Below are 22,447 nucleotides of genomic sequence, written 5' to 3'. Positions count from 1 at the left end.
ACCTCGCCGCGGCCCGGCCCCGGGCCGGACGACGTCACGGCCTCAGGAGTCGGCGTGCTCCGGCGGCCAGACGACGCGGAAGCGCTCGAAGCACACCTCGAGGTCGTCGGAGAAGTCGATGCCGATGCGCTCGCAGGACCGGCGGAAGAACCGGCGGTGCCCGTCGAGCCAGGTCTCCAGCGACCGGTCGTACTCCCCCTCGTCCCACGCGAACCGCTCGTCGACGCTCGACAGCGGGCCGACCCGCAGCTCGGTGGTGCGCAGGACCACCGACGGGGCGCCGCTGCCGTCGCAGACGACCCAGTGGTCCCCGACCCGCGGCAGGCGCTCGCCCTCGTGGGCGTACTCGGCGACGAGACCGGCCGTCGCGCGCTTGGTCCCGCCGGTGACGAAGGCGAGCAGCTCGTCGGCGAGCCCCGGTGAGTCACCGAACCACGACACGTCGACGTCCTCCTGCGGGGGCAGCCCGGGCACGGTGGCGCGGTACTGCTCGAGCATCCGGTGGGCGGCGGCACGGTCGAGGACGACCGCCGACGGCACGTCCGTGCCGACCTCGAGCACGTCGCCCGCCCGCGCGACCTCGACGGGCCCGCCCCACACCGCCTCGGCCTGGGCGCGGCAGACGTCCCGGTCGTTCCACGCCGGGACGTGGGTGAGGACGAGCCGGCGCACCCCACCGGCCCGCAGGGCCGCGGCGGCGGCGCGCGACCCGGACAGGTGGATGCCGCGGGCGTCGTCGCGCCCGTCGACGAAGGCGGAGTCGAGCAGCGCGAGGTCGGCGCCGGCGAGCAGCCGGTCCAGGCCCGGGCAGTCGTCGGTGTCGCCGCTGAACGCGAGCACGGCACCGTCGGCCTCGACCCGGTAGCCGTAGGCCTCGACCGGGTGCTCGACGGCCGTGGGGGTGACCCGGAACGGGCCGACCTCGAACGCCTCGCCGTCGCGCACCGTGACGACCGCGAACTCGCCGTCCATCCCGCCCGGCTCGAGCCCGTGGTACATCATCGCCAGGCGCTCGCCGGTGGCCGCGGGCCCGTGGACCGGCAGCCGGGCGGGCAGGGGACCCTCGGGGCGGTAGCGCCGGACGACGTAGAGGCCGAGCAGGTCGGCGCAGTGGTCCGGGTGGAGGTGGCTGACGAGGACGGCGTCGAGCGACGTCGGGTCGGCGTGGCGCTGGAGCGGCCCGAGCGCGCCGCTGCCGAGGTCGAGCAGGATGCGCCACGTGCGCCCCTCGTGCTCGGCCTCGACGAGGTAGCAGGAGGCCGCGGACTCGGGGCCGGGGAACGAGCCGGAGCACCCGATGACGGTGAGCCTCACGCGAACACCGCCCGGCGGACCAGGGGCGGTGACGGGAAGACCGGCTCGACGCTCGACCCGACGCCGAGGAAGCGCACCGCCAGCCGGCGGAACTCCTCGGGGTCACCCGTCGTCGTGAAGCCGTGGCTCGGCGGCGGCAGGTCGTCCGGGCGCAGGAGGCCGCGGTCGGCGAGAACGCGGTAGACGTCCTTGGCGGTCTCCTCGGCGGAGGACACGAGCGTGACGTCGTCCCCCATGACGTAGGAGATGACGCCGGTCAGCAGCGGGTAGTGCGTGCAGCCGAGGACGACCGTGTCGACGCCCTCCTCGCGCAGCGGGTCGAGGTACTCGTGCGCGACGCCGACGAGCTCGGGACCGCCGGTGACGCCGGCCTCGACGAACTCGACGAAGCGCGGGCACGGCGTGCTCGTGACCCGCAGGTGGGGCGCCGCGGCGAACGCGTCGAGGTAGGCGCCCGACTGGTGCGTGCCGAGGGTCGAGATGACGGCGACGCGGCCGCTGCGGGTGCCGGCGGCGGCGCGGCGCACCGCGGGCCGGATGACCTCGACGACCGGCACGTCGTACCGCTCGCGGGCGTCGTGGAGGACCGCGGCCGACGCGGTGTTGCACGCGATGACGAGGACCTTGACGCCGTGGTCGACGAGCCGGTCGAGGCACTGGAGGGCGTACTCGCGGGTCTCGGCGATGGGCCGCGGACCGTACGGCGCGCGGGCGGTGTCGCCGAAGTACGCCACCGACTCGTGGGGCAGCTGGTCGAGGATCGCCCGCATGACGGTCAGGCCGCCGTAGCCGGAGTCGAACACCCCGATCGGTGAGTCGGTCACCCGACCCAGCGTAGGTGGCGACGCCGACGCGGTCTCCCCCGGCGGGCGGTCGGGCGCGTCACACCGTCGAGGCCCGCGTCGCCTGGCAGACGCTGTGGAGCGCCGGGCTCAGCGGCGCAGCAGCGCCTCGGCGAGGGTCTCCTGGAGCCACGTGAGGAAGTCGTAGAGCGCGAGCGCGTGCAGCAGCGGGTCGTCCTCGTCGAGCGAGGTCGCCATCTGCTCCATCACCTCGAGGTCCTCGTCGGTGCGCAGCCCGAGGCGCTCTCCGAGGACGAGCCGGACGTCGGTCAGCGCGGTGAGGAACGCGCGGGCCTGAGGGGCGTCGAGCTCGACCCGGTCGGTGCCGCGCAGCAGCTCCGCGGAGGCCGCGAGCGCGCTCGCCTTGCGGTGGCGCAGACCGCCCTCGGTGAGCCGGCGGAACTCGGCCGCGGCCTCGGGGTCCTCGCGGTTCGCCGCGGGCAGGAGGCGGTCGAGGGCGGGGTCGCGCGGGCCCTCGTCGACGGCGGAAGAGGCGGGCTCGGCGCCGAGGTCGAGGCCGGCCACGAGGTCGTCGAAGGCGGCGTCCCCGGTGTCCGGCGGGGCCGGCGGCTCGAGGAGGTCGTGCACCTGGTCCATGACGGTCGCGACGACGTCGCGCTCCGCCGCGCCGAGGGTCGCCACGTAGCGCCGGTCCGCGCCGCGACCGGTGCGGCGGAAGGCCTTCGCCATCAGCTGTCCTTCTGGAAGGTGGCCCACAGCCCGTAGCCGTGGAGGGCCTCGGTGTCGGCCTCCATCGCCTCGCGGGTGCCGTTGGCGACGACCGCGCGGCCCTCGGTGTGGACGAGCATCATCAGCTTCTCGGCCTTGGCCCGGCCGTACCCGAAGTGCTCCTGGAGCACGTAGGTGACGTACGACATGAGGTTGACCGGGTCGTTCCAGACGATGGTCACCCAGGGGACGTCGGCCGCGAGGTCCTCCGCCGGGCGGACGATCTCCTCGGTGACGGGTGACAGCGACACGGCCCCAAGGATAGGGACCGCCGCGCGGTCAGCCGCGACCGCGGTCCCAGGACCCCGCGTAGACCCCGTCGTCGACGGCGAGGCCGCCCTCGCCGAGGTCGAGCGGGCGGAAGGTGTCGACCATGACGGCGAGCTCGTCGAAGTACTCCGCGCCGATGGACGCCTCGGAGGCGCCGGGCTGCGGGCCGTGGGCGTGGCCGCCGGGGTGCACCGACACCGAGCCCTTGCCGATGCCCGATCCCTTGCGCGCCTCGTAGTCGCCGTCGACGTAGAACATGATCTCGTCGCTGTCGACGTTCGAGTGGTAGTACGGCACGGGGATGGCGAGCGGGTGGTAGTCGACCTTGCGCGGCACGAAGTTGCAGATGACGAAGTTCCAGCCCTCGAACACCTGGTGCACGGGCGGCGGCTGGTGGACGCGGCCGGTGATGGGCTCGTAGTCGCGGATGTTGAACGCGTACGGGTAGAGGCAGCCGTCCCAGCCGACGACGTCGAGGGGGTGGAAGGGCAGCTCGTGCACCGTGCCGACGATGCCGCCCGGGCCGGTGCCGCGGTGCTTGATGTAGACCTCGGCGGGGTCGGTGGCCTTCGCGCCCACGTCCTCGGCGAGCAGCGGGCCCTGCGGGCCGCGCAGGTCGCGCTCGCAGTACGGGGCGTGCTCGAGGAGCTGGCCGTAGCGGCTGAGGTAGCGCTTCGGCGGGGCGATGTGGCTGTTGGCCTCGATGCAGTACAGCCGCAGCGGGTTCTTCGTCGATCGCTTGGGCAGCCACCGGTGCGTGGTCGCCCGCGGGATGACGAGGTAGTCGCCCTCGGCGACGTCGAACGCCCCGAAGACCGTCTCGACGCGGCCCGACCCGCGCTCGACGTAGATGCACTCGTCACCGACGCCGTTGCGGTACCAGGGGCTGTCGGCCCCGGCGACGACGTACGAGATGCGCACGTCGCCGTTGCCGAGCACGAGGCGCCGTCCGGTGACCGCGTCGGTCTCCTTGACGTCCTTCGGGGCGAAGAGGTCGTGCAGACGCAGGTGGCGCGGGGTCAGCGGGTGGTTGGGCGTCGTCGACTGGTCGGGCAGGTCCCAGACGCGGGCGCCCGACACCGTCGAGGGGATGTTGCGGTGGTAGAGCAGGCTCGAGTCCGAGCTGAAGCCCTCCTCCCCCATGAGCTCCTCGTAGTACAGCTCACCCTTCCGGCCGCGCCCGGCCGGGCGGCGGTGCTGCGTGTGCCGCTTCGGGGGGATGCTGCCCATCGCCTGGTAGTGCGCCACGGTTGTCGTCCACCTCACTGTGGTTCGGGTCGCTGTGGTTGGGGGCCGGTCCGGCCTGCTCCGCCCACCCTAGGGCCCGTCACCGGCCACCGGCACGTCTGCCCGGTCGGTGCGCGGCACAGTGGCCACATCTGCCCAGCGGTCACCGCGGAGCCCTGGACACCTTGTGCACTGGCCGAGCGCTGCGTCGGTGGCGGCCCTCATGATGGGGCGATGACCTGGCTCGTCCCGCTGCTCTCCTTCGCCGGCGCCCTCGTCGGCGCGGCCGGCGCGGCGTGGGTCGCGCTGCGCGGGCAGCGCCAGGACGCCCGCGGCGAGTGGCGCCAGCGGCTCGACCAGGCCATCGCGCTGGTCACGGCCGACACCGAGGCCGAGCAGCAGATCGGCGACGAGCTGCTCGCCGACCTCATCGAGTCCGACCTCGGCAGCGACGAGGACCGCGAGCTCGCCCGCCGGATCGCGCGCATCCGGCTCGGCCAGCAGATCGACGAGGGAACCACCGGGTCCGAGGAGGTGGACCTCGCCCTCCCGGCGAGGGATGATGGGTGCACCGAGCAGGAGGAGGCGTGATGACCGCGACGACCGGCCCGAGCAACATGGCCCGGCTGCCGTCCTCGACGGTGCGGCTCGCCCGCGCGCTCGTCAAGGACGCCCGCCGCCGCGGCACCCGCGAGGACACGCGCGTCGAGGACGCCGCCCGCACCCCGCTGCCCGAGGACACCGGCCGCTGAGCGCCGCCACGGCACCGAGGGGGCGGTGACCACGGCTCGCGCCTTCCCCTTCGTCCTGCACGTCGACCTCGACCAGTTCATCGCCGCGGTCGAGGTCCTGCGCCGGCCGGAGCTCGCTGGGCGCGAGGTCGTCGTCGGCGGCCGCGGCGACCCCACCGAGCGGGCCGTCGTCTCCACGGCCTCGTACGAGGCGCGCGAGCGCGGAGTGCGCTCGGGGATGCCGCTACGCGTCGCCGCCCGCAAGGCGCCGGACGCGGTCTTCCTGCCGGTCGACGGCCCGCACTACCTCGCCGCGTCGGAGGAGGTCTTCGCCGCGGTGCGCGACCTCGGGCTCGTCGTCGAGGTGCTCGGCTGGGACGAGGGCTTCGTCGGCGGTGACACCGACGACCCCGAGGCGCTGGCCCGCGACATCCAGGCAGCGGTGCTCGGGCGGACCTCGCTGCACTGCTCGGTCGGCATCGGCGACACCCGCGTCCGCGCGAAGATCGCGACCGACTTCGGCAAGCCGCAGGGGGTCTTCCGCCTGACCGCCGCGAACTGGGTCGAGGTGATGGGCCATCGTCCGACGGCCGACCTCTGGGGCATCGGGGCGCGGGTCTCGGCCCGGCTGGCGACGCACGGCATCCGCACCGTGTCCGAGCTGGCCGCCGCGTCCCCCGAGGTGCTGGTCGGTGAGTTCGGGCCACGCATGGGCGCCTGGTACGGCTCGCTCGGACGCGGCGAGGGCTCGGCCGAGGTCGACGACACCCCGTGGGTCGCGCGTGGTCACAGCCGCGAGACGACCTACCAGTCGAACCTCGTGACGGGGGACGAGGTGCGCGAGGCCGTGCGGGTGCTGACCGACCAGGTGCTCGAGGACGTCGGGCGGGAGGGGCGGCCGGTCGTGCGCATCGGGCTGAAGATCCGCTACGCGCCGTTCTTCACGGTCAACCGCAGCCGCAAGCTGCCGGCGACGACGTCCGAGCCGGGGCCGGTGCATGCGGCGGTGCAGGGGCTGCTGGCCGACCACCTCGAGGAGGGTCGGGAGGTCCGCCTGCTGGGGGTCCGCGCGGAGATGACGATGCCGCAGGAGGGTGACGCCGTCGAGCGCACGCCGGTCCGCGGCCGCGTCTGACTCCCACGCCCCCGCTCATCCCGCACGTGCGGGGTTGTCGCTGTCCGAACAGCCCCGCGACCACGAAAAGCCCGCACGTGCGGGGTTGTCGCTGTCCGAAACCCCCCGACCACGGAAAGCCCGCACGTGCGCGGTCGGTCCGCTCCACGTCGCGTGGGCTCCGGAACGTCCGCGTCACCACCGTGACGGCGCGGAAGTTCCTCGTGGTCGGGGATGCATCCGCGTCATCAGGGAGCATCCGGGTCATCGCCGTGATGACGCGGAACCTCCGGCCCGCCAGGCGGGGACTCCGGTCGGCGCGCGGACCCTGGAGGTCAGTTGCCGTGCGCCGGCTCGGTGCCGTCGTCGCCGGGGACCCAGGCGTTGGGGCCGGCCGGGCCCTCCTGGACCTCGCCCGACTCGCCGTCGGGCTGGGCGTTGACCGACTGGTCGTCGCTGATCGGCGTGCCCGCGTCCTCGCCGTCCATCTTCTGCACCTCGGACACCTGGCCGTCGCTCTGCTCGTCGTCTCGTCCCATGGGTCGACGCTAACCGCCACTGCCCCACCGGAGGCGCGGAGGCTCCCGATGTCCGCGATAGGTTGGACAGCATGTCGACGACGCCGGAGGTCCTGCGCGCCCTCGTCGACGACGCCGCGGTCTTCCCGCCCGGCAACAGTCCTCTGCCCGAGGCGGTCTCGGCCCACGCCACGCACCGAGCCGCGCCCTACGGCGGATGCGTCGGGCCGCTGCTCGTGCCGGCGTCGTCCGCCCCGGAGCTGCTCGACGCGCTCGACGCCGGCCGGTGGACCGGGCGCGGCCCCCTCGACCTCGGCGTCGTCGCCCGGCCCGGCACCGACCCGGCTGCGCTGCGCGAGGGTCTCGCCGTCCTCGGCGCCGACCCCCGCGTCGACGTGCGCGGCGCCGAGCTGGGCTGGACCGACCGATGGCGCCGCCTCGACCTGCCCGGCGACCTGCCGCTCGCGCTCGAGGTGCCGCGCGAGGCCGACGCCCGCGACGCGGCGCTGGCCGACGTCCGGGCGGCCGTCGCCGAGGGTGACGCGGTCGTCGCGAAGTTCCGCACCGGCCCGACGCCGACGTGGCCCTGGCCGGACGAGCACGAGCTGGCAGGCTTCCTCGTCGCCGCCACCTCCGTGCGGGTGCCGTTCAAGCTGACCGGCGGCCTGCACCACGCCGTCCGCGGGACCTACGCGGTCGGCGGGACCGACGAGGAGAACCACGGCGTCCTCGACGTCCTCGTGGCCACCGCCGCGGCGCTCGAGGGCGCACCGGTCGCCGAGGTCGCCGCCCTGCTCGACGTGCGCGACGGCCGCGCCCTCGCCGACCTGGTCCTCGCCTGGCCGGGTTCGACCACCCGTCGGGTCCGCGCCGCGTTCACCGCCTACGGCTGCTGCACCGTCACCGACCCCCTCGGCGAGCTCGCCACGCTCGGCCTCGCCGCGACCGACCACCCCACCCCCGGAGAGGACCCCGCGCCATGACCTGGCTCGACCTGCCCGCCGACCACCCCTTCGGCCTGCACAACCTGCCCTACGGCGTCTTCTCCACCGGCCCCGACGGCGAGCGCCGCGTCGGGGTCCGCGTCGGCGAGCAGGTGCTCGACCTCGTCGCCTGCGCCGAGCAGGCCGGGATGGAGTCCGCCGCCGTGTGGCGCGGCGGGTCCCTTGACGCCTTCCTCGCCGAGGGCCGGCCGGCGTGGACCGCGGCCCGTGAGTGGCTGACCGAGCAGCTGACCAACGACGACTACCGCGACACCGTCGAGCCCCACCTCCTCCCCGTGTCCGACGTGACGATGCACCTGCCGTTCGCGGTCGCCGACTACGTCGACTTCTACGCCAGCGAGCACCACGCGACCAACGTCGGACGCATCTTCCGGCCGGACTCGGCTCCGCTGACGCCCAACTGGAAGCACCTGCCGATCGGGTACCACGGGCGCGCCGGCACCGTCGTCGTCTCCGGGACCGACGTCGTGCGGCCCACCGGGCAGCGCAAGGCCCCGGCCGACGACGCCCCGACCTTCGGCCCGAGCGTCCGCCTCGACATCGAGGCCGAGCTCGGCTTCGTCGTCGGCGGCTCGACCGCCCTCGGTGACCGCGTCGACCTCGCGGACGCCGACGAGCACCTCTTCGGGGTCGTGCTCCTCAACGACTGGTCGGCGCGGGACCTCCAGGCCTGGGAGTACGTGCCCCTCGGCCCGTTCCTCGGCAAGTCCTTCGCGACGAGCATCAGCCCGTGGGTCGTGACCACCGACGCCCTGCGCGCCGCGCGCGTGGCGCTGCCCGGGCAGGACCCGCAGCCGCTGCCCTACCTCGCGGGTGACGGCGCGTACGGTCTCGACGTCCACGTCGAGGTCGACTGGAACGGCACGGTCGTCTCGCGGCCCGAGTTCCGCGACATGTACTGGTCGCCGGCCCAGATGCTCGCGCACCTGAGCGTCAACGGCGCGAGCGTCCGTCCGGGCGACCTCTTCGGCTCCGGCACGATCTCGGGTCCGGCGAAGGAGACCCGCGGGTGCTTCCTCGAGCTGACCTGGAGCGGGCAGGAGCCGGTCACCCTCGACGACGGCAGTGAGCGCACCTTCCTCGAGGACGGCGACACGGTGACGCTGCGGGCCACCGCGCCCGGTCCCGACGGGACGGTCATCGGGTTCGGTGAGTGCACCGGGACGGTGCGGCCCGCCCGCTGACCCTCGGAGGTCAGCGCTTCCGCAGCACGACGACGGTGTCGGCGACCTTGTCGTGCAGCGCCTGGCGGCGCGGGTCGCGGATCAGCCACCCCGGGTCGACGACCGACAGGACGATGCCCGCGACGTTGACGAGCGGGTTGAGCTGGAGCAGGTCGCTGACGACGCCCAGGGACTGACGGCGCAGGGCGACCCCCACGCCGATCCGCGCACGCCCTGCCGTGGGGCGGACGATGGTGCCGAGCAGCATCTTGCCCGGTGTCGCGGACCGCCAGACGAGGAAGAGGGTCGAGTACACCAGGCCGACGCCGATCTGGATGAGCCCGATCGGCAGCGCGATCTCGGCGAAGGCGTTGAGCGGCACGGAGAAATCGGGGTTCTCGCCGTTGGCGGACGCCTGGAGCCAGTCGCGCACGGCGTCGAGGTAGGAACCCATGAGCGGGAGGGACGCGAGACCCGCGAGGAGGCCGGTCAGCAGCGAGTCGACGACCCAGGCCAGCAGGCGGCGCCACCACTCGGCGACGACGTCGCCGTCGGGCATCCGCAGCGCGCGGTCGACCGGGGCCTGCTGCCAGTGGGGGTGCTGCGCCGGGGGCTGCCCCCACGGCTGCTGCGGGGCGCCGCCCCACGGGGTGCCCTGGGTCCGGGGGTCGGCGGGACCGGCCGGCGCGCCCGGCGCGGCGGTGGATGCCGGGTCGACGGGGGCGTTCGCGGCGGGGGCGGCGGGCTGGGCGTGGCGCGGGGTGGTGTGGCTGCTCCACACGATGCCGTCGAAGTACCGCAGGCGGGTCGCGTCGTCGGGGTCCTCGTACCAGCCGGGGGCGCTCGGCGTCGTCATGCGCCCAAGGATCGCACGCGGCCCCGGACGCCCTCGTGCTCGGCCCTTCGGGGACCGCAGGGATGGCGGCCTCCGAGAGCCGTCCCCGGCCGTCCAGCGAGGCGGGGCTGCCGCTCGTCGCCGCAGATGGACCCCCGACGCCCGCTGTCGTTCGCTTCGAGCCAAGGAGCAACCACGGTGAGCGGTCGAGGAGCACCGCTCGTCCCGGTTGCCTCAGTGGGTGGAGCAACCACGGTGAGCGGTCGAGGAGCACCGCTCGTCCCGGTTGCCTCAGTGGGTGGAGCAACCACGGTGAGCGGTCGAGGAGCACCGCTCGTCCCGGTTGCCTCAGTGGGTGGAGCAACCACGGTGAGCGGTCGAGGAGCGTCGCTCGTCCCGGTTGCCTCAGTGGGTGGAGCAACCGACAGGGGGCGTGAGGCGTCACCCGGGACGGGCTCGCAACGTCCGTGGACGCATCGCGCCGCCGCTCCCCCGCCGGTCGTAGGGTCGCCGGATGAGCGACGACCACTCCGTCCTGCGCACCAAGCCCGTCGAGGACGTCCTGGCGCAGGCCGGTGGCCCGGAGGGCGAGGGCGGCAGCGACACCCAGGGCCCGGGCCGGCTGAACCGACGCCTCGGCCCGTTCAGCCTCATGGGCTTCGGCATCGGCATCGTCATCGGCACGGGGATCTTCACCCTGACCGGGATCGAGGCCAAGAACCACGCGGGCCCGGGCGTCGTCATCTCGTTCGTCATCGCCGGGGCCGTCAGCCTGCTCGCGGCCCTCTGCTACTCCGAGCTCGCCTCCGCCGTCCCCACGGCCGGCTCCGCCTACACGTACGCCTACGCGACGATCGGCGAGGTGTTCGCGTGGATCATCGGCTGGGACCTCATCCTCGAGTTCGCCCTCGGCGCAGCCGTGGTCGCGCGCGGATGGTCCGGCTACGCGCAGGAGCTGTTCGACCTGCCGACCTCGATCTTCGGCGAGGAGTCGGTCGTCAACCTCGGCGCCATCACCATCGTCCTGCTCCTCGGCGTCGTCGCCGTCGTCGGCATCCGCGAGAGCGCCCGCGTGACCAACACGCTCGTCGTCGTCAAGGTCGCCGTCTGCGTCTTCGTCATCATCGCCGGCGCGTTCTACGTCAAGGCCGCCAACCTCACGCCGTTCATCCCGCCGGCCCAGCCGGTGAAGGAGGGCACCTCGGGGCTCAAGCAGCCGGTCAGCCAGGCGCTCTTCGGCATCGAGCCGACGGCCTTCGGCTTCGCCGGCGTCCTCACCGCAGCGGCCGTGGTCTTCTTCGCGTACACCGGGTTCGAGGCCGTCGCCAACCTCGGCGAGGAGACGAAGAAGCCGAGCCGCGACCTGCCGCTCGGCCTGCTCGGGACGCTCGGCATCTGCACGCTGCTCTACGTCGGCGTCTCCTTCGTCATCACCGGGATGGTCCCGTTCTCGCAGCTGAACGAGGGCGCGCCCATCGCCAGCGCGTTCGAGGCGGTGGGAGCCGGATGGGCGTCCGTCCTCGTCTCGATCGCCGCCGTGGCGGGCCTGACGTCGGTCATCCTCGTCGACATCGTCGCGATGGGTCGGATCGGCTTCTCGATGGGCCGCGACGGCCTCATCCCCCGCTCGGTCGCCGAGGTCCACCCGAAGTGGGGCACGCCGTGGAAGATCACGATGATGACGATCGTCCTCGTCGCGGTGCTCGCCGGGTTCGTGCCGCTCACCGCCCTCGCCGACCTCGTCTCGATCGGCACCCTGTTCGCGTTCGTCGTCGTCTCGATCGCCGTGCCGGTGCTGCGCCGGACCAAGCCGGACCTCCCCAGGCCCTTCCGCACGCCGTTCTCGCCGGTCGTGCCGGCCCTGTCGGCGCTGGCCTGCGTCTACCTCATGACGAACCTGTCGGTCGAGACCTGGCTGCGGTTCGCGGTCTGGATGGCGCTCGGGTTCCTCGTGTACTTCCTCTACGGCCGCAAGCACGCCCGGCTCAACGCACGCGCCGACTCCGCGGCCTGAGGGGCGGGCGTCGCCCCGGACGACCCCGACCTCGGCGGGCGGGTCGTCGTCGAGTGGGCGCCGTTCGACTGGGTCGAGGAGGCCACCGCGGTCACCGGCCACCCGCACGACCCCTTCAAGCGCATCGACCTCCTCGCGGCCGACCGGCACGTCGTCGTCGCCGTCGCCGGTGTCGTCCTCGCCGACACCCACCGCGCGACGGCCGTGCACGAGACCCACATCCCCGCGCGCTGGTACGTCCCGGCCGAGGACGTGCGGCTCGACCTGCTCGGCCCGAGCGCGTCGACGACGACCTGCGCGTACAAGGGGGACGCCCGCTACTGGTCGCTCCCGGCGCGCGAGGGGCGGCCCGAGGTCGAGGACGTCGCCTGGTCCTACCCCGACCCGCTGCCCGAGGTCGCGGCGCTGCGCGACCTCGTCTGCTTCTACGCCGAGCGCACCGACCTCGTCATCGACGGCGTGCCCGTCCCGCGGCCCGTCACCCCTTGGTCCTCCCCCGCGGACCAGGAGCGCTCCTGACACGGCGACGCCGCCGGACCCCCTCGGAATCCGGCGGCGTCGAGCGTGCCCCAGTGGTCGCGCGTCAGAGGTTGCCGCGCTTGTCCTGCTCGCGCTCGATGGACTCGAAGAGCGCCTTGAAGTTGCCCTTGCCGAAGCCGAGCGAGCCGTGGCGCTCGATGATCTCGAAGAAGACGGTCGGCCGGTCGCCGAGCGGCTTGGTGAAGATCTGGAGGAGGTAGCCGTCCTCGTCGCGGTCGACGAGGATCTTGCGGGACTTCAGCTCCTCGATCGGCACGCGGACCTCACCGATGCGCTCGCGCATCTCGGGGTCGTCGTAGTAGGCGTCCGGGGTGTCGAGGAACTCGACGCCCTCCTTGCGCAGCTCGTCGACGGTGCGCAGGATGTCGTTCGTCGCCAGCGCGAGGTGCTGCGCACCGGGGCCGGCGTAGAACTCGAGGTACTCGTCGATCTGGCTCTTCTTCTTCGCGATCGCCGGCTCGTTGAGCGGGAACTTCACGCGGTGGTTGCCGTTGGCGACGACCTTGGACATGAGCGCCGAGTAGTCGGTGGCGATGTCATCACCGATGAACTCGGCCATGTTCACGAAGCCCATGACCTTGTTGTAGAAGCCGACCCACTCGTCCATCTTGCCGAGCTCGACGTTGCCGACGATGTGGTCGAGGGCCTGGAAGAGGCGCTTCGGGGCGCCGTCGCGCTTGACGAAGGTGGAGGAGGCGGCGACGTAGCCGGGCAGGTACGGGCCGGCGTAGGTCGTGCCGTCGACGACGCGCTGGACGAGGCTGTGCCGCGTCTCGCCGTAGGTCGCGATGGCCGCGACGCGCACGGTGCCGTGCTCGTCGGTGAGGTCCTCCGGCTCCTGGAGGACGGTCGCGCCGGCGCGACGGGCCTGCTCGAGGCACTTGTCGACGTCCGGCACCTCGAGGGAGATGTCGACGACGCCGTCGCCGTGCTTCGCGTGGTGCTCGATGAGCGGGCTGTCGGGGGTGACCGCGCCCTTGACGACGAAGCGGATCGAGCCGGACTTGAGGACGAACGCCTTGTGGTCGCGGGTGCCGTTCTCGGGGCCGGTGTAGCCGACGAGCTCCATGCCCCACGCGCTCTGGTAGTAGTGCGCGGTCTGCGTCGCGTTGCCGACGACGAAGACGATGGCGTCCCAGCCGGTGACCGGGAACGGGTCGGTGCTCTCGTCGTAGTCGACCAGGCCCACGAGCTGCTTGAGCTGCTCGAGGTCGAGCTCGGCCGCGCGCTCCTGGTCGGTGAGGTCGAGGCGGCTGGCGGACGTCGTCGTCGTGTCAGTCATCCCGCCACTGTCGGGGCGCTGGTCGGGATGTGCAACCTCTCGCCGACACGGTGCACACGATGTGCATGCTGTTGCCTCGGCACCCCTTCCTGCTGGACGATGTGACCATGGCCAACAAGGACGGGGTGGACGCCCTCGACGCCCGGATCATCGCCCTCTTCACCGAGGACCCGCACGTCGGCGTGCTCGGCGCCTCCCGCCGGCTCGGGGTGGCGCGCGGCACGGTGCAGGCGCGCCTGGACCGGTTGCAGGAGCGCGGGGTGATCCGCAGCTTCGCCCCGCAGGTCGACCCCGACGCCCTCGGGTACCCGGTCACCGCGTTCTGCACGCTCGAGATCAGCCAGCGGCAGGGCCACGAGCCGGTCGTCGCGCACCTCGCGGCCATCCCCGAGGTGCTCGAGATCCACTCGATCACCGGCGTCGGCGACCTCGTGGTGCGGGTGGCGGCCCGCGACAACGCCGACCTCGGCCGGGTCATCGACGAGATCATCGACGACGTGCACGTGCTGCGGGCCAACACGGCCATCTGCCTCGTGACCCACCTCCCCCACCGCACCGGCCCGCTCGTCGCGACGGCGGCCACCCGCTCGACCGTCGAGTGAACAGGACACGCCGTGCCCGAGGGGTCGGGCACGGCGTGTTCTGTTCACTCGACGGGGTGGAGGCCTCGTCCGGGGTGCGGGGCGGAGCTCAGGCGGTGATGACCACCGGCGTGCCGTTCGCGACGAGGCGCCAGTCGGTGGACGCGAAGCTCGGCGGGTCGATCTGCTGGTTGGCGGTCACCCAGTCGATGAGCAGCTGCCGAATCTCGACCTGCCGGTTGTCGACGACCGGGGCCGTCGTGACGCCGGGGAAGCCACCGCCACCGGACTGGCGGTAGTTGTTGATCGCGATGACGAACTCCTGCGCCGGGTCGATCGGGGCGCCGGCGTACTGGAGGTTCGTGATCCGCGAGCCCGGGTCCTTGGCGATGTCGATCTCGTAGGTCAGGGGTGCGTCGAGGCCGCCCATGATGTCGTAGTTGTAGTCGGGCGTGCCGTTCGGCGCGGTCGGCGTCTTCGCGTTGGTCACCTGCTCCGGGGTGAACGGGCCGGCCGAGGTGACCTGCTGGAAGTACGCCGCCGACTGCTCGAGGTAGGTCTTAACCTGCGCACCGGTGAGCGTGATGCCGAGCAGCGTGTTGTCGAAGATGTACAGCCCCGCGACGTCGCGCACGGTCACCTCGCCCGCCGGGATGGCGGCGTCCTTGTTGAACGGCGCGGCGATCGAGAGCACCGGAAGGTCGGCCTGCGGGGTGCCGACGAGGGCGTCCTTGACGGCCTGCCCCTGGACGAGGTTGATGAAGTCCATCGCGGCGGTGTCCTCGTAGCGGGACGTCGCGGCCGACATCGCCTCGGTGCAGGTGCCGATGACGCCGTTGACGTACGCGAGGACCTTCTCGTGCGCGGGCCGGACGAGGGCGGCGATCTTGGCGTCCTCGGGGACGGTGTTCGCGTTGAGCAGCGTCGCCGAGGACGAGCGCACCGACCAGCGGCCGCGCTCGAAGCAGAGGTCGAGGTCCATGACCGAGACGCGCATGCCCCAGTAGTACGGCTCGCTGAGGAGCACCTGCCGGCCGGTGACCTTGTTGGTCACGAGCTTCTGCGGGACCTCGAGGTGGGCGTGGCCGACGAGGACCGCGTCGATGCCGGGGACCTCCTCGGCCAGCTGGGTGCTCGCGTTCTCGGGGTAGGGCAGGGCGTCGCCGTAGCTCGAGCCGGGGACCGGGCCGGAGTGGCAGGACACGACGACGACGTCGGCGCCCATCCGCTTCAGGCGCGGGACCATCACCTTCGCCTGCTCGACGATGCCGGGGAACTTCACCTTGCCCTCGACGTTGGCCTTGTCCCAGATCGCGACGCCAGGCGTCACGAGGCCGAGGATGCCGACCGTGATGTCCTTGCCGCCCTTGACCTTGACCCGCTTGAGGACGTACGGCGGGAAGACCGGCCGGCCGGTGTTCCAGTCGACCGAGTTCGCCGACAGGAGCGGGAAGCGGCACTGCTTCTGGAAGGCCCGCAGCGTGTCGAGCCCGTAGTTGTACTCGTGGTTGCCGAGGGCGGCCGCGTCGTAGCCGACGGCGTTCATCGCGAGGGCCATCGGGTGCTTGGAGCCACCGGTGATCGGGTCGATCTTCGCGTAGTAGTACGCGAGCGGCGTGCCCTGGATGGTGTCGCCCGCGTCGAGCGTCAGGCAGGTGCTCGCGCCGCGCTCGGCGCGCATGGCCTTGATGAGCGTCGCGGCCTTGGCGATGCCGATCTGGTTGCCGGCCTTGTCGGAGTACGCCGCGTTGGCGAAGTAGTTCCAGTTGAAGACGTTGCCGTGCAGGTCGGTCGTGCCGAGCACGGTGAGACGGAAGGTCTTGCCGCCGTGGTGGTGGTCGTGGTCGTGGCCGTGCCCGTGGTGGGGGTCGGCGGAGGCCGATGGGGCCGCCCAGAGGCCGGCGCCACCGACGACGGCCATGGTGAGCAGCTGACGGCGGGATGCAGAGGTGTTGTCGGTCACGGGGCGGCACGTTAGCCCGTCCGGGCGGCCGGTGCGCGACGAGGGCGTGGCCGTTCTCTCAGGATGCGCCGAGCATCCGGTGAACAGCAGGTGGAGCCGGCGCACGACCGCCGAGCGGTCAGCGGCGGCCGACGAACCAGTTGCGGATCTTCGCGATCCGCTCGGTGACCTGCTCGCTCGTCGCGGACGCGAGCTCCGGACCACCGCAGGCCCGGCGCAGCTCCATGTGGACGTTGGCGTGCGGGGCCCCGGTCTTGCTCGAGTACGCCGCGACGAGCTTGTTGAGCTCCTTGCGCTGCGCGGCGAGGGCGCGGTGCTGGGCCACCGGCGTCGGCCCCTGCGCGGGCTGCGGCCGGGCCGAGCTCCCCTTGGCCTGCTTGGCCTGGCGCTCGTGGAGGAGCATCGCCACCTGGTCCGGCTCGAGCAGCCCCGGCAGGCCGAGGTAGTCCTGCTCCTCCTCGGAGCCGACCTCGGCGTGCAGACCGAACTGCTTGGCGTCGAAGAGCACGTGGTCGAAGTGCGCGTCGGACTCCAGCGCCTCGAAGCGGGACTCGTCCAGCCCGAGGGTCTTCTCGGTCCGGTTGGCGGCGGCGAGCATCCCCTCCTCCTCGGCCCACAGCGACGCCTCGTCCTCGTCGCTGCTCGGGCGGTTGAGCGCGTGGTCGCGCTCCTCCTCCATCGTCGCGGCGAGCTGGAGGATGATCGGCACCGACGGCAGGAACACCGACGCGGTCTCGCCGCGACGACGGGCCCGGACGAAGCGACCGACGGCCTGGGCGAAGAACAGCGGCGTCGAGGTCGAGGTGGCGTAGACGCCGACGGCCAGGCGCGGGACGTCGACGCCTTCGGAGACCATTCGGACCGCGACCATCCAGCGCGCCTCGCTCTGGCTGAACTCCTCGATCCGTGAGCTCGCGCCCGCGTCGTCGGAGAGCACGACGGTGGTCTTCTCGCCGGTGATGTCCGTGAGGATGCGTGCGTACGCGCGAGCCGCGTTCTGGTTGGAGGCGATGACGAGGCCGCCGGCGTCCGGCACGTGCCGGCGCACCTCGGACAGGCGCTTGTCGGCGGCGCTGAGCACCGCCGGGATCCACTCGCCCTTGGGGTCGAGCGCGGTGCGCCACGCGTGCGCGGTGATGTCCTTGGTCAGGGGCTCCCCGAGCCGGGCCGCGACCTCGTCGCCGGCCTTGGTGCGCCAGCGCATCGCGCCGCCGTAGGCCAGGAAGAGGACCGGGCGCACGACACCGTCGCGGAGCGCGGCCGCGTAGCCGTAGGTGTAGTCCGACCCCGAGCGCAGGATGCCCGCGGCGTCCATCTCGTAGCGCACGAACGGGATCGGGTTGGTGTCGGAGCGGAACGGCGTCCCGGTCAGCGAGAGGCGCCGCGTGGCCGGCGTGAACGCCTCGCGGATGCCGTCGCCCCACGAGCGGGCGTCGCCGCCGTGGTGGATCTCGTCGAGGATGACGAGCGTCGGCTCGGCCTCCGTGCGCCGCTTGTGCAGCCCCGGGTTGGCCGCGACCTGCGCGTACGTCAGAGCCACGCCGTGGTACTCGCTCGACTGCACGCCGGCGCCGTTGGAGAACGACGGGTTGAGCTGGATGCCGACCCGGCCCGCGGCGTCGGCCCACTGCGTCTTGAGGTGCTCGGTCGGGGCGACGACGGTGACCGCCCGGATGACGCCGCGGTCGAGCAGCTCGGTGGCGATCCGCAGCGCGTACGTCGTCTTGCCGGCGCCGGGCGTCGCGACCGCGAGGAAGTCCTTCTCCTGGCGGGCCAGGTAGGCGGCCAGGGCCTCCTCCTGCCACGCGCGGAGCTTCGACGCGGTACCCCACGCGGCCCGCTCGGGATAGGCGGGGGGCAGGTGTCCGGCAGCAGAGGTACTCATGGGCGACGGCCACGATAACCGGCCGCCGGACGACACACCGAAGGCCCCGGCGGATTGCGCCGGGGCCCTCGGTCTGTGCTAGCCGAGATGGCCGGTCAGACGTTGCGGTAGGCGAGCCACGCGTTCTGCATCCGGGTGGCCTGGCCGGTCGTGAAGCTGTTCATGCACGCGTCGTCCGAGTAGTCCATGAAGTTGGTGATCGGGTCGAGGCCGGCGGTGCCGCAGGTGTCGCGGCCGGTGGGGCAGCCGTAGGCCGGCGAGGCCTCGGCCGGGGTGTCGGAGACCGAGTCACCGCTGCCCGAGCAGCCGCCCTGGAAGGTGTGGTAGAGGTTCATCCAGTGGCCGACCTCGTGCGTGCCGGTGTCGCCCTGGTTGTACGGCGCGGCCGTGCCGCCGGGCACCGACTGGTCGAGGATGACGACGCCGTCCATGACGTCCTGCCTCGCCTTCGGGAAGGTCGCCCACCCGAGCAGGCCGCCGCCGAGGTTCGCGGTGTAGAGGTTGAGGTCGCCCATGTTGCCCTTGCGCAGGGCGGATTTCATCTGGCGCTCCTGCGTGGTGCCGTCGGTCAGGCCCTGGTACCAGGAGGCGTTGGTCGTCGTGTCCGTGCCGGCCAGGCGGAAGGAGAACCCGGCCGAGGAGTAGGCGTTGTTGAGGACCGAGATCTGGTTGTTGATCTGGGTGCTGGTCAGCCTGCCGTTCGTGCCGTCGGTGATGACGTGGACGTAGACGTCGACGACGCCGCCGGCGAACGCCGCGACGGGCTTCTTGTTCGAGGCGGCGGCGGAGCGCTGCGCCGACTGCGTGACGGCCTTGCCGTCGGTGCGGGTGTCGTAGCCCTTGGCCGCGAGCGCCTTGGCCATCGCGGCGTCGTTCGCCTTCGTCTGGGCCGGGGTCAGCTCGTGCGGGTCGGCCCGGTTCGGCCCCGCGGCGTGCCGACCGCCCACGACGTCGCTGTGCACGGTGCACTCGGCCGACTGGGCGGTGTCCGCCGCCATCGGGCGGGCCTGGGCCGAGGACAGGGGCACGAGGGAGCCGGCCACGCCGAGGGTGAGCGCGGCGAGGGCCGTGAGGGAACGAGTACGCATGGGCGTCCTTCCGGGAGTCAGCCCGGTCGGTCGACCGGGGCACCCGCAGGACGCTAGGCGCGCGTCCGGACCGACGGGGTCAGCCCGCGGTCAGGGTTGCGTAAGACCTCGGCCTCCCGCGATACGCGCCCGACGACTGCTGCGGGTCAGGCCCGCGTAAGAACTCGGTCAACTCCGGCGGGAGACCCTCAGCCCCGTCTCAGTCGCCGTCCTCCGGCGGTCGCAGGCCCTCGTAGATCTCCTTGCAGGTCGGGCAGACCGGGAAGCGGTCGGGGTTGCGCCCGGGGATCCAGACCTTGCCGCACAGGGCCGTCACCGGCTCCCCCGACAGCGCGCTCTCGAGGATCTTCTCCTTGCGGACGTAGTGCGCGAAGCGCTCGTGGTCGCCGGGCTCGGCGACCTCGGGGACGGTCTCGGTGCGCTCGAGGACGGCCGTCTGCGTCTGCGGGCCGTCGGGCTGCCCCTGCGGCGCGTTCGGGTCGCTGGGCGGCGGCATCGTCTCGCTCATGGGCAGCAGGGTACGCGCTCGTCCTGCGGGGCCTCCCGGACGCCGGCGGGCCCACGGCGTCAGTTGAGCGAGGGGTCCGGCGGGTAGAGCGCCATCCAGCGCAGCGGCTCGGGCTGGCGGCGCAGCACCCGCTGCCACAGGTCGGCCGGGTGGTCGGTGAAGGCGTCGGCGCTCTCGGTGTCGACGACGAACCACGACCCCGTCGCGATCTCCTCCTCGAGCTGGCCCGGGGACCACCCGGCGTAGCCCGCGAAGATGCGCAGGCCCGACAGCTCGGGGACGACGAGCGGGGGCGGGGTGTCGAGGTCGACGAGGGCGACGGCGCCGAACAGTCGGCGCACCCCGGTCGGCTCGGGCGAGTCGCCGGGGACGGCGACCAGCCCGAGCGCGGAGTCCAGCTGGACCGGCCCGCCCTGGAAGAGGGTGGCCGGCCGGCTGGCGTGCTCCTCCCAGCCGGGCAGGACCGAGTCGATGCCGGCGTCGACGGGGCGGTTGAGCACGACGCCCTGCGCCCCGTCGTCGCCGTGGTGCAGCACGAGGACGACGCTGCGGTGGAAGACGCCCTCCTCGATCTGCGGGGTGGCGACGAGGAGGCGCCCGGTGGTGGTGGCGCTCACGCGCCCATTCTGCCCCCGCGACCCTGCGGACGACCGCCGCTGCGGCCACCCTGCGGGCGACCGCCGCGCGGACCACCCCGGTGCGGGCCACCGCGGCGCGGGCCGCCCCGGCCCTGCGGCTTGGCCTCGAGCAGCGGGCGCCAGACCTCGTCGGGCACGGGGACGCCGCTCGGGGCGACGCCACCGAGCGCGGAGACGGTCGCGTCGCCGGGGGCCACCTTGGCGACCTGCGCCTCGGCGCCGGCCCCCTCGATGATCCGGGTGACCATCTTGCGCTGGTGCGGGAGGGCGAGCATGACGACGGCGCCCTCCTCCCCGGCGCGGGCCGTGCGGCCGGCGCGGTGCAGGTAGTCCTTGTGGTCGGTCGGCGGGTCGACCTGGACGACCATCCCGATGTCGTCGACGTGGATGCCGCGCGCGGCGACGTCGGTGGCGACGAGCACGGGGACGCGGCCGTCGCGGAAGGCGCCGAGGACGCGGTTGCGCACGCCCTGCGAGAGCCCGCCGTGCAGCGCCGCGGCGAGGACACCGCGCTCGCGCAGCTCACGGGCGATGCGCTCGGCCCCGAGCTGGGTGCGGGCGAAGACGACCGTGCGGCCGGCACGCGAGCACAGCTCGGCGGTGAGGGTCTTCTTGTCCTGCGGGTCGATGAGGAGCACGTGGTGGCTCATCGTCGTCACCGCGGCCTGCGCGTCGTCGGTCGAGTGGGTCACCGGGTCGACGAGGTACTTCTCCACCAGGGTGTCGACGCCGCGGTCGAGCGTGGCCGAGAAGAGCAGGCGCTGCCCGCCCTCGGGCACGGCGTCGAGGATCGCGGTGACCTCGGGGACGAAGCCCATGTCGGCCATGTGGTCGGCCTCGTCGAGGATGGCGACCTCGACCCCGCCGAGCTCGACGGCGCCGCGCTCCATCAGGTCGACGAGGCGGCCCGGCGTCGCGACGAGGAGGTGCACGCCGCGGTTGAGCGCCGAGATCTGGCCCTCGTAGGACAGGCCGCCGGCGACGAGCCGGTGCTTGAGGCCGGTCACGTGGACGAACGGCTCGAGCGCGTCGCTGACCTGCATCGCGAGCTCGCGGGTCGGCACGAGGACGAGCGCCCGCGGGCGGCGCGGCTCGGGGCGCACACCGTCGGCGAGGCGCGCGATGGTCGGCAGGCCGAAGGCGAGGGTCTTGCCGGAGCCGGTGCGGCCCCGGCCGAGGACGTCGCGGCCCGCGAGCGCGTCGGGGATCGTCGCGGCCTGGATCGGGAACGGCTCGGTGATGCCGTCGCGGGCGAGTCGCTCGACGAGGCGCTCGGGCAGGCCGAGGGCGGCGAAGCCGTTGTCCTCGGTCACCTCACGCGGGCCACCGGCCGCGACCGAGCGGTACGCGGTCCAGGTGTCGGCCTCGGCGCGCTCGGCCTCGGCCTCCTCGAAGCTGCGCGGCGCCTCGTAGCCACGCTGCTCGACGTGGCGGCCCTCGTGGCGGTCGCGCCGCACGGGGTCGGCGACGCGCGGCGAGCGCTCACGGAAGGGACGGTCGCCGCGCTCGCGGCGGGGGCGCTCGTCGTGGGGACGGTGGACGCGGCGCTCCTCGCCGTCGCCGGAGACCCAGCGGCGGGGCCGGTCGTCGCGCTCGAAGCGCTGCGGGCGGTCCTCGCGCTGGAAGCGCGCCGGACGCTCGTCCCGCTGGAAGCGGTCGTCACGACGCGGACGGTCCTCGCGCTCGAACCGCTGCGGACGGTCCTCGCGCTGGACGCGCGCCGGACGCTCGTCCCGCTGGAAGCGGTCGTCACGACGCGGACGGCCGTCCCGCGCGAAGCGCGCCGGACGGTCCTCGCGCTGGAAGCCGGCGTCACGACGCGGACGGTCGTCCCGCTGGACGCGCTGCGGACGGTCCTCGCGCTGGACGCGCGCCGGACGCTCGTCCCGCTGGAAGCGGTCGTCACGACGCGGACGGTCGTCCCGCGCGAAGCGCGCCGGACGGTCCTCGCGCTGGAGCCCCTCGCGACGCTCGCTGCGGGCGGGGCGGTCACCGCGGCGCGGGTCCTCGCGGTCCCAGCGCGGCGAGCGCTCGGCCCGGGGGCGCTTGGTGCGCTCGGTGGTCTCGGTGCTGCGGGCGGACTGGCCGCGGTGCGGCTTCTTGGGGCCCTTCTGGGCCTCCGCCTTCTGGGCAGCGGTCCAACGGGCCTTGGGCCCGGATGCCTTCTTGGGCATGGGTGATTCACCTTCGTGGTTCGTCGT

22 protein-coding genes are annotated in these 22,447 nt (G+C 73.3%); 8 read left to right on the top strand and 14 right to left on the bottom strand.

Going from position 1 to position 22,447, the window contains the following annotated elements; all coding sequences use genetic code 11:
- Positions 1 to 42 precede the first annotated feature (42 nt).
- The 5 genes from LG324_RS08540 to LG324_RS08520 all read right to left on the bottom strand — a co-directional run bounded on the left by LG324_RS08540 (position 43) and on the right by LG324_RS08520 (position 4,403).
- Positions 43 to 1,314, bottom strand: coding sequence for an MBL fold metallo-hydrolase (locus tag LG324_RS08540; RefSeq protein ID WP_404352945.1), 1,272 nt, complete (start codon positions 1,312 to 1,314; stop codon positions 43 to 45).
- Positions 1,311 to 2,138, bottom strand: a complete 828-nt coding sequence (murI, locus tag LG324_RS08535; protein WP_030527519.1) for a glutamate racemase — start codon at positions 2,136 to 2,138, stop codon at positions 1,311 to 1,313. Before murI ends, LG324_RS08540 begins: the two co-directional genes overlap by 4 nt.
- A gap of 108 nt (positions 2,139 to 2,246) precedes the next feature.
- Positions 2,247 to 2,846 carry a DUF2017 domain-containing protein gene (locus tag LG324_RS08530; RefSeq protein WP_404352944.1) on the bottom strand — a complete coding sequence of 200 codons (600 nt, stop codon included), beginning with the start codon at positions 2,844 to 2,846 and terminating at the stop codon, positions 2,247 to 2,249.
- Positions 2,846 to 3,136: an ATP-dependent Clp protease adapter ClpS gene (gene clpS / locus LG324_RS08525; RefSeq protein ID WP_404352943.1), complete on the bottom strand. Its 291-nt coding sequence runs from the start codon at positions 3,134 to 3,136 to the stop codon at positions 2,846 to 2,848. Before clpS ends, LG324_RS08530 begins: the two co-directional genes overlap by 1 nt.
- A 28-nt stretch (positions 3,137 to 3,164) precedes the next feature.
- Complete coding sequence (locus LG324_RS08520; RefSeq protein ID WP_404352942.1) at positions 3,165 to 4,403, bottom strand: homogentisate 1,2-dioxygenase; 1,239 nt, start codon at positions 4,401 to 4,403, stop codon at positions 3,165 to 3,167.
- Positions 4,404 to 4,616: 213 nt separating this feature from the next.
- Here LG324_RS08520 and LG324_RS08515 point away from each other — a divergent pair, with 213 nt between their 5' ends.
- The 3 genes from LG324_RS08515 to LG324_RS08505 are packed head-to-tail and all read left to right on the top strand — an operon-like array spanning position 4,617 to position 6,248.
- Positions 4,617 to 4,973 carry a hypothetical protein gene (locus LG324_RS08515; protein ID WP_404352941.1) on the top strand — a complete coding sequence of 119 codons (357 nt, stop codon included), beginning with the start codon at positions 4,617 to 4,619 and terminating at the stop codon, positions 4,971 to 4,973.
- The gene (locus LG324_RS08510; protein WP_157577414.1) at positions 4,973 to 5,134 is read left to right on the top strand and encodes a hypothetical protein; all 162 of its coding nucleotides are present in this window, start codon (positions 4,973 to 4,975) and stop codon (positions 5,132 to 5,134) included. Before LG324_RS08515 ends, LG324_RS08510 begins: the two co-directional genes overlap by 1 nt.
- A gap of 25 nt (positions 5,135 to 5,159) precedes the next feature.
- The gene (locus LG324_RS08505; protein ID WP_404352940.1) at positions 5,160 to 6,248 is read left to right on the top strand and encodes a DNA polymerase IV; all 1,089 of its coding nucleotides are present in this window, start codon (positions 5,160 to 5,162) and stop codon (positions 6,246 to 6,248) included.
- Positions 6,249 to 6,562: 314 nt separating this feature from the next.
- Here LG324_RS08505 and LG324_RS08500 read toward each other — a convergent pair whose 3' ends face one another.
- Positions 6,563 to 6,766: a hypothetical protein gene (locus LG324_RS08500; RefSeq protein WP_030527525.1), complete on the bottom strand. Its 204-nt coding sequence runs from the start codon at positions 6,764 to 6,766 to the stop codon at positions 6,563 to 6,565.
- A gap of 71 nt (positions 6,767 to 6,837) precedes the next feature.
- Between LG324_RS08500 and LG324_RS08495 the strand changes: the two genes are divergently transcribed.
- Both LG324_RS08495 and fahA read left to right on the top strand, forming a co-directional pair.
- On the top strand, positions 6,838 to 7,728 hold the full coding sequence (locus LG324_RS08495; RefSeq protein WP_404352939.1) for a hypothetical protein: 891 nt from the start codon (positions 6,838 to 6,840) through the stop codon (positions 7,726 to 7,728).
- The gene (gene fahA / locus LG324_RS08490; protein WP_404352938.1) at positions 7,725 to 8,933 is read left to right on the top strand and encodes a fumarylacetoacetase; all 1,209 of its coding nucleotides are present in this window, start codon (positions 7,725 to 7,727) and stop codon (positions 8,931 to 8,933) included. The genes LG324_RS08495 and fahA overlap by 4 nt, the downstream gene beginning before the upstream one ends.
- Positions 8,934 to 8,943: 10 nt before the next feature.
- On the opposite strand, the gene LG324_RS08485 is transcribed toward fahA, so the two are convergent.
- Positions 8,944 to 9,768 carry an RDD family protein gene (locus tag LG324_RS08485; protein WP_404352937.1) on the bottom strand — a complete coding sequence of 275 codons (825 nt, stop codon included), beginning with the start codon at positions 9,766 to 9,768 and terminating at the stop codon, positions 8,944 to 8,946.
- Positions 9,769 to 10,261: 493 nt separating this feature from the next.
- Here LG324_RS08485 and LG324_RS08480 point away from each other — a divergent pair, with 493 nt between their 5' ends.
- Together LG324_RS08480 and LG324_RS08475 are read left to right on the top strand one after the other, a co-directional pair.
- Positions 10,262 to 11,761 carry an amino acid permease gene (locus LG324_RS08480; RefSeq protein ID WP_404352936.1) on the top strand — a complete coding sequence of 500 codons (1,500 nt, stop codon included), beginning with the start codon at positions 10,262 to 10,264 and terminating at the stop codon, positions 11,759 to 11,761.
- 204 nt (positions 11,762 to 11,965) lie between these two features.
- Positions 11,966 to 12,280 carry a DUF427 domain-containing protein gene (locus LG324_RS08475; RefSeq protein WP_404352935.1) on the top strand — a complete coding sequence of 105 codons (315 nt, stop codon included), beginning with the start codon at positions 11,966 to 11,968 and terminating at the stop codon, positions 12,278 to 12,280.
- A gap of 64 nt (positions 12,281 to 12,344) precedes the next feature.
- Here LG324_RS08475 and hppD read toward each other — a convergent pair whose 3' ends face one another.
- Positions 12,345 to 13,583, bottom strand: a complete 1,239-nt coding sequence (hppD, locus tag LG324_RS08470; protein WP_404352934.1) for a 4-hydroxyphenylpyruvate dioxygenase — start codon at positions 13,581 to 13,583, stop codon at positions 12,345 to 12,347.
- Between the two features lie 107 nt (positions 13,584 to 13,690).
- On the opposite strand from hppD, the gene LG324_RS08465 reads away from it, so the two are divergent.
- Positions 13,691 to 14,185 carry an Lrp/AsnC family transcriptional regulator gene (locus LG324_RS08465; protein WP_030527532.1) on the top strand — a complete coding sequence of 165 codons (495 nt, stop codon included), beginning with the start codon at positions 13,691 to 13,693 and terminating at the stop codon, positions 14,183 to 14,185.
- A gap of 88 nt (positions 14,186 to 14,273) precedes the next feature.
- Here LG324_RS08465 and LG324_RS08460 read toward each other — a convergent pair whose 3' ends face one another.
- From LG324_RS08460 to LG324_RS08435, 6 genes are all read right to left on the bottom strand, one after another.
- On the bottom strand, positions 14,274 to 16,127 hold the full coding sequence (locus LG324_RS08460) for a bifunctional metallophosphatase/5'-nucleotidase (protein WP_404352933.1): 1,854 nt from the start codon (positions 16,125 to 16,127) through the stop codon (positions 14,274 to 14,276).
- Positions 16,128 to 16,245: 118 nt separating this feature from the next.
- Positions 16,246 to 18,012, bottom strand: coding sequence for a DEAD/DEAH box helicase (locus LG324_RS08455; protein WP_207022738.1), 1,767 nt, complete (start codon positions 18,010 to 18,012; stop codon positions 16,246 to 16,248).
- 95 nt (positions 18,013 to 18,107) lie between these two features.
- A complete protein-coding gene (locus tag LG324_RS08450; RefSeq protein ID WP_404352932.1) occupies positions 18,108 to 19,100 on the bottom strand; it encodes a zinc metalloprotease in 993 nt (330 codons plus the stop codon).
- A 199-nt stretch (positions 19,101 to 19,299) separates the two neighbouring features.
- Positions 19,300 to 19,608: a DUF3039 domain-containing protein gene (locus tag LG324_RS08445; protein ID WP_030527536.1), complete on the bottom strand. Its 309-nt coding sequence runs from the start codon at positions 19,606 to 19,608 to the stop codon at positions 19,300 to 19,302.
- A gap of 59 nt (positions 19,609 to 19,667) precedes the next feature.
- A complete protein-coding gene (locus LG324_RS08440; RefSeq protein WP_207022737.1) occupies positions 19,668 to 20,225 on the bottom strand; it encodes a YqgE/AlgH family protein in 558 nt (185 codons plus the stop codon).
- A complete protein-coding gene (locus tag LG324_RS08435; RefSeq protein WP_404352931.1) occupies positions 20,222 to 22,420 on the bottom strand; it encodes a DEAD/DEAH box helicase in 2,199 nt (732 codons plus the stop codon). Before LG324_RS08435 ends, LG324_RS08440 begins: the two co-directional genes overlap by 4 nt.
- Positions 22,421 to 22,447 lie beyond the last annotated feature (27 nt).

Origin of the sequence: Phycicoccus jejuensis, assembly GCF_044797865.1 — a bacterium.
GTDB classification, from domain to species: Bacteria; Actinomycetota; Actinomycetes; order Actinomycetales; family Dermatophilaceae; genus Phycicoccus; species Phycicoccus jejuensis.
The sequence above is the reverse complement of the archived record's forward strand: the minus strand, read 5'-3'. Positions and strand labels throughout refer to the sequence as shown.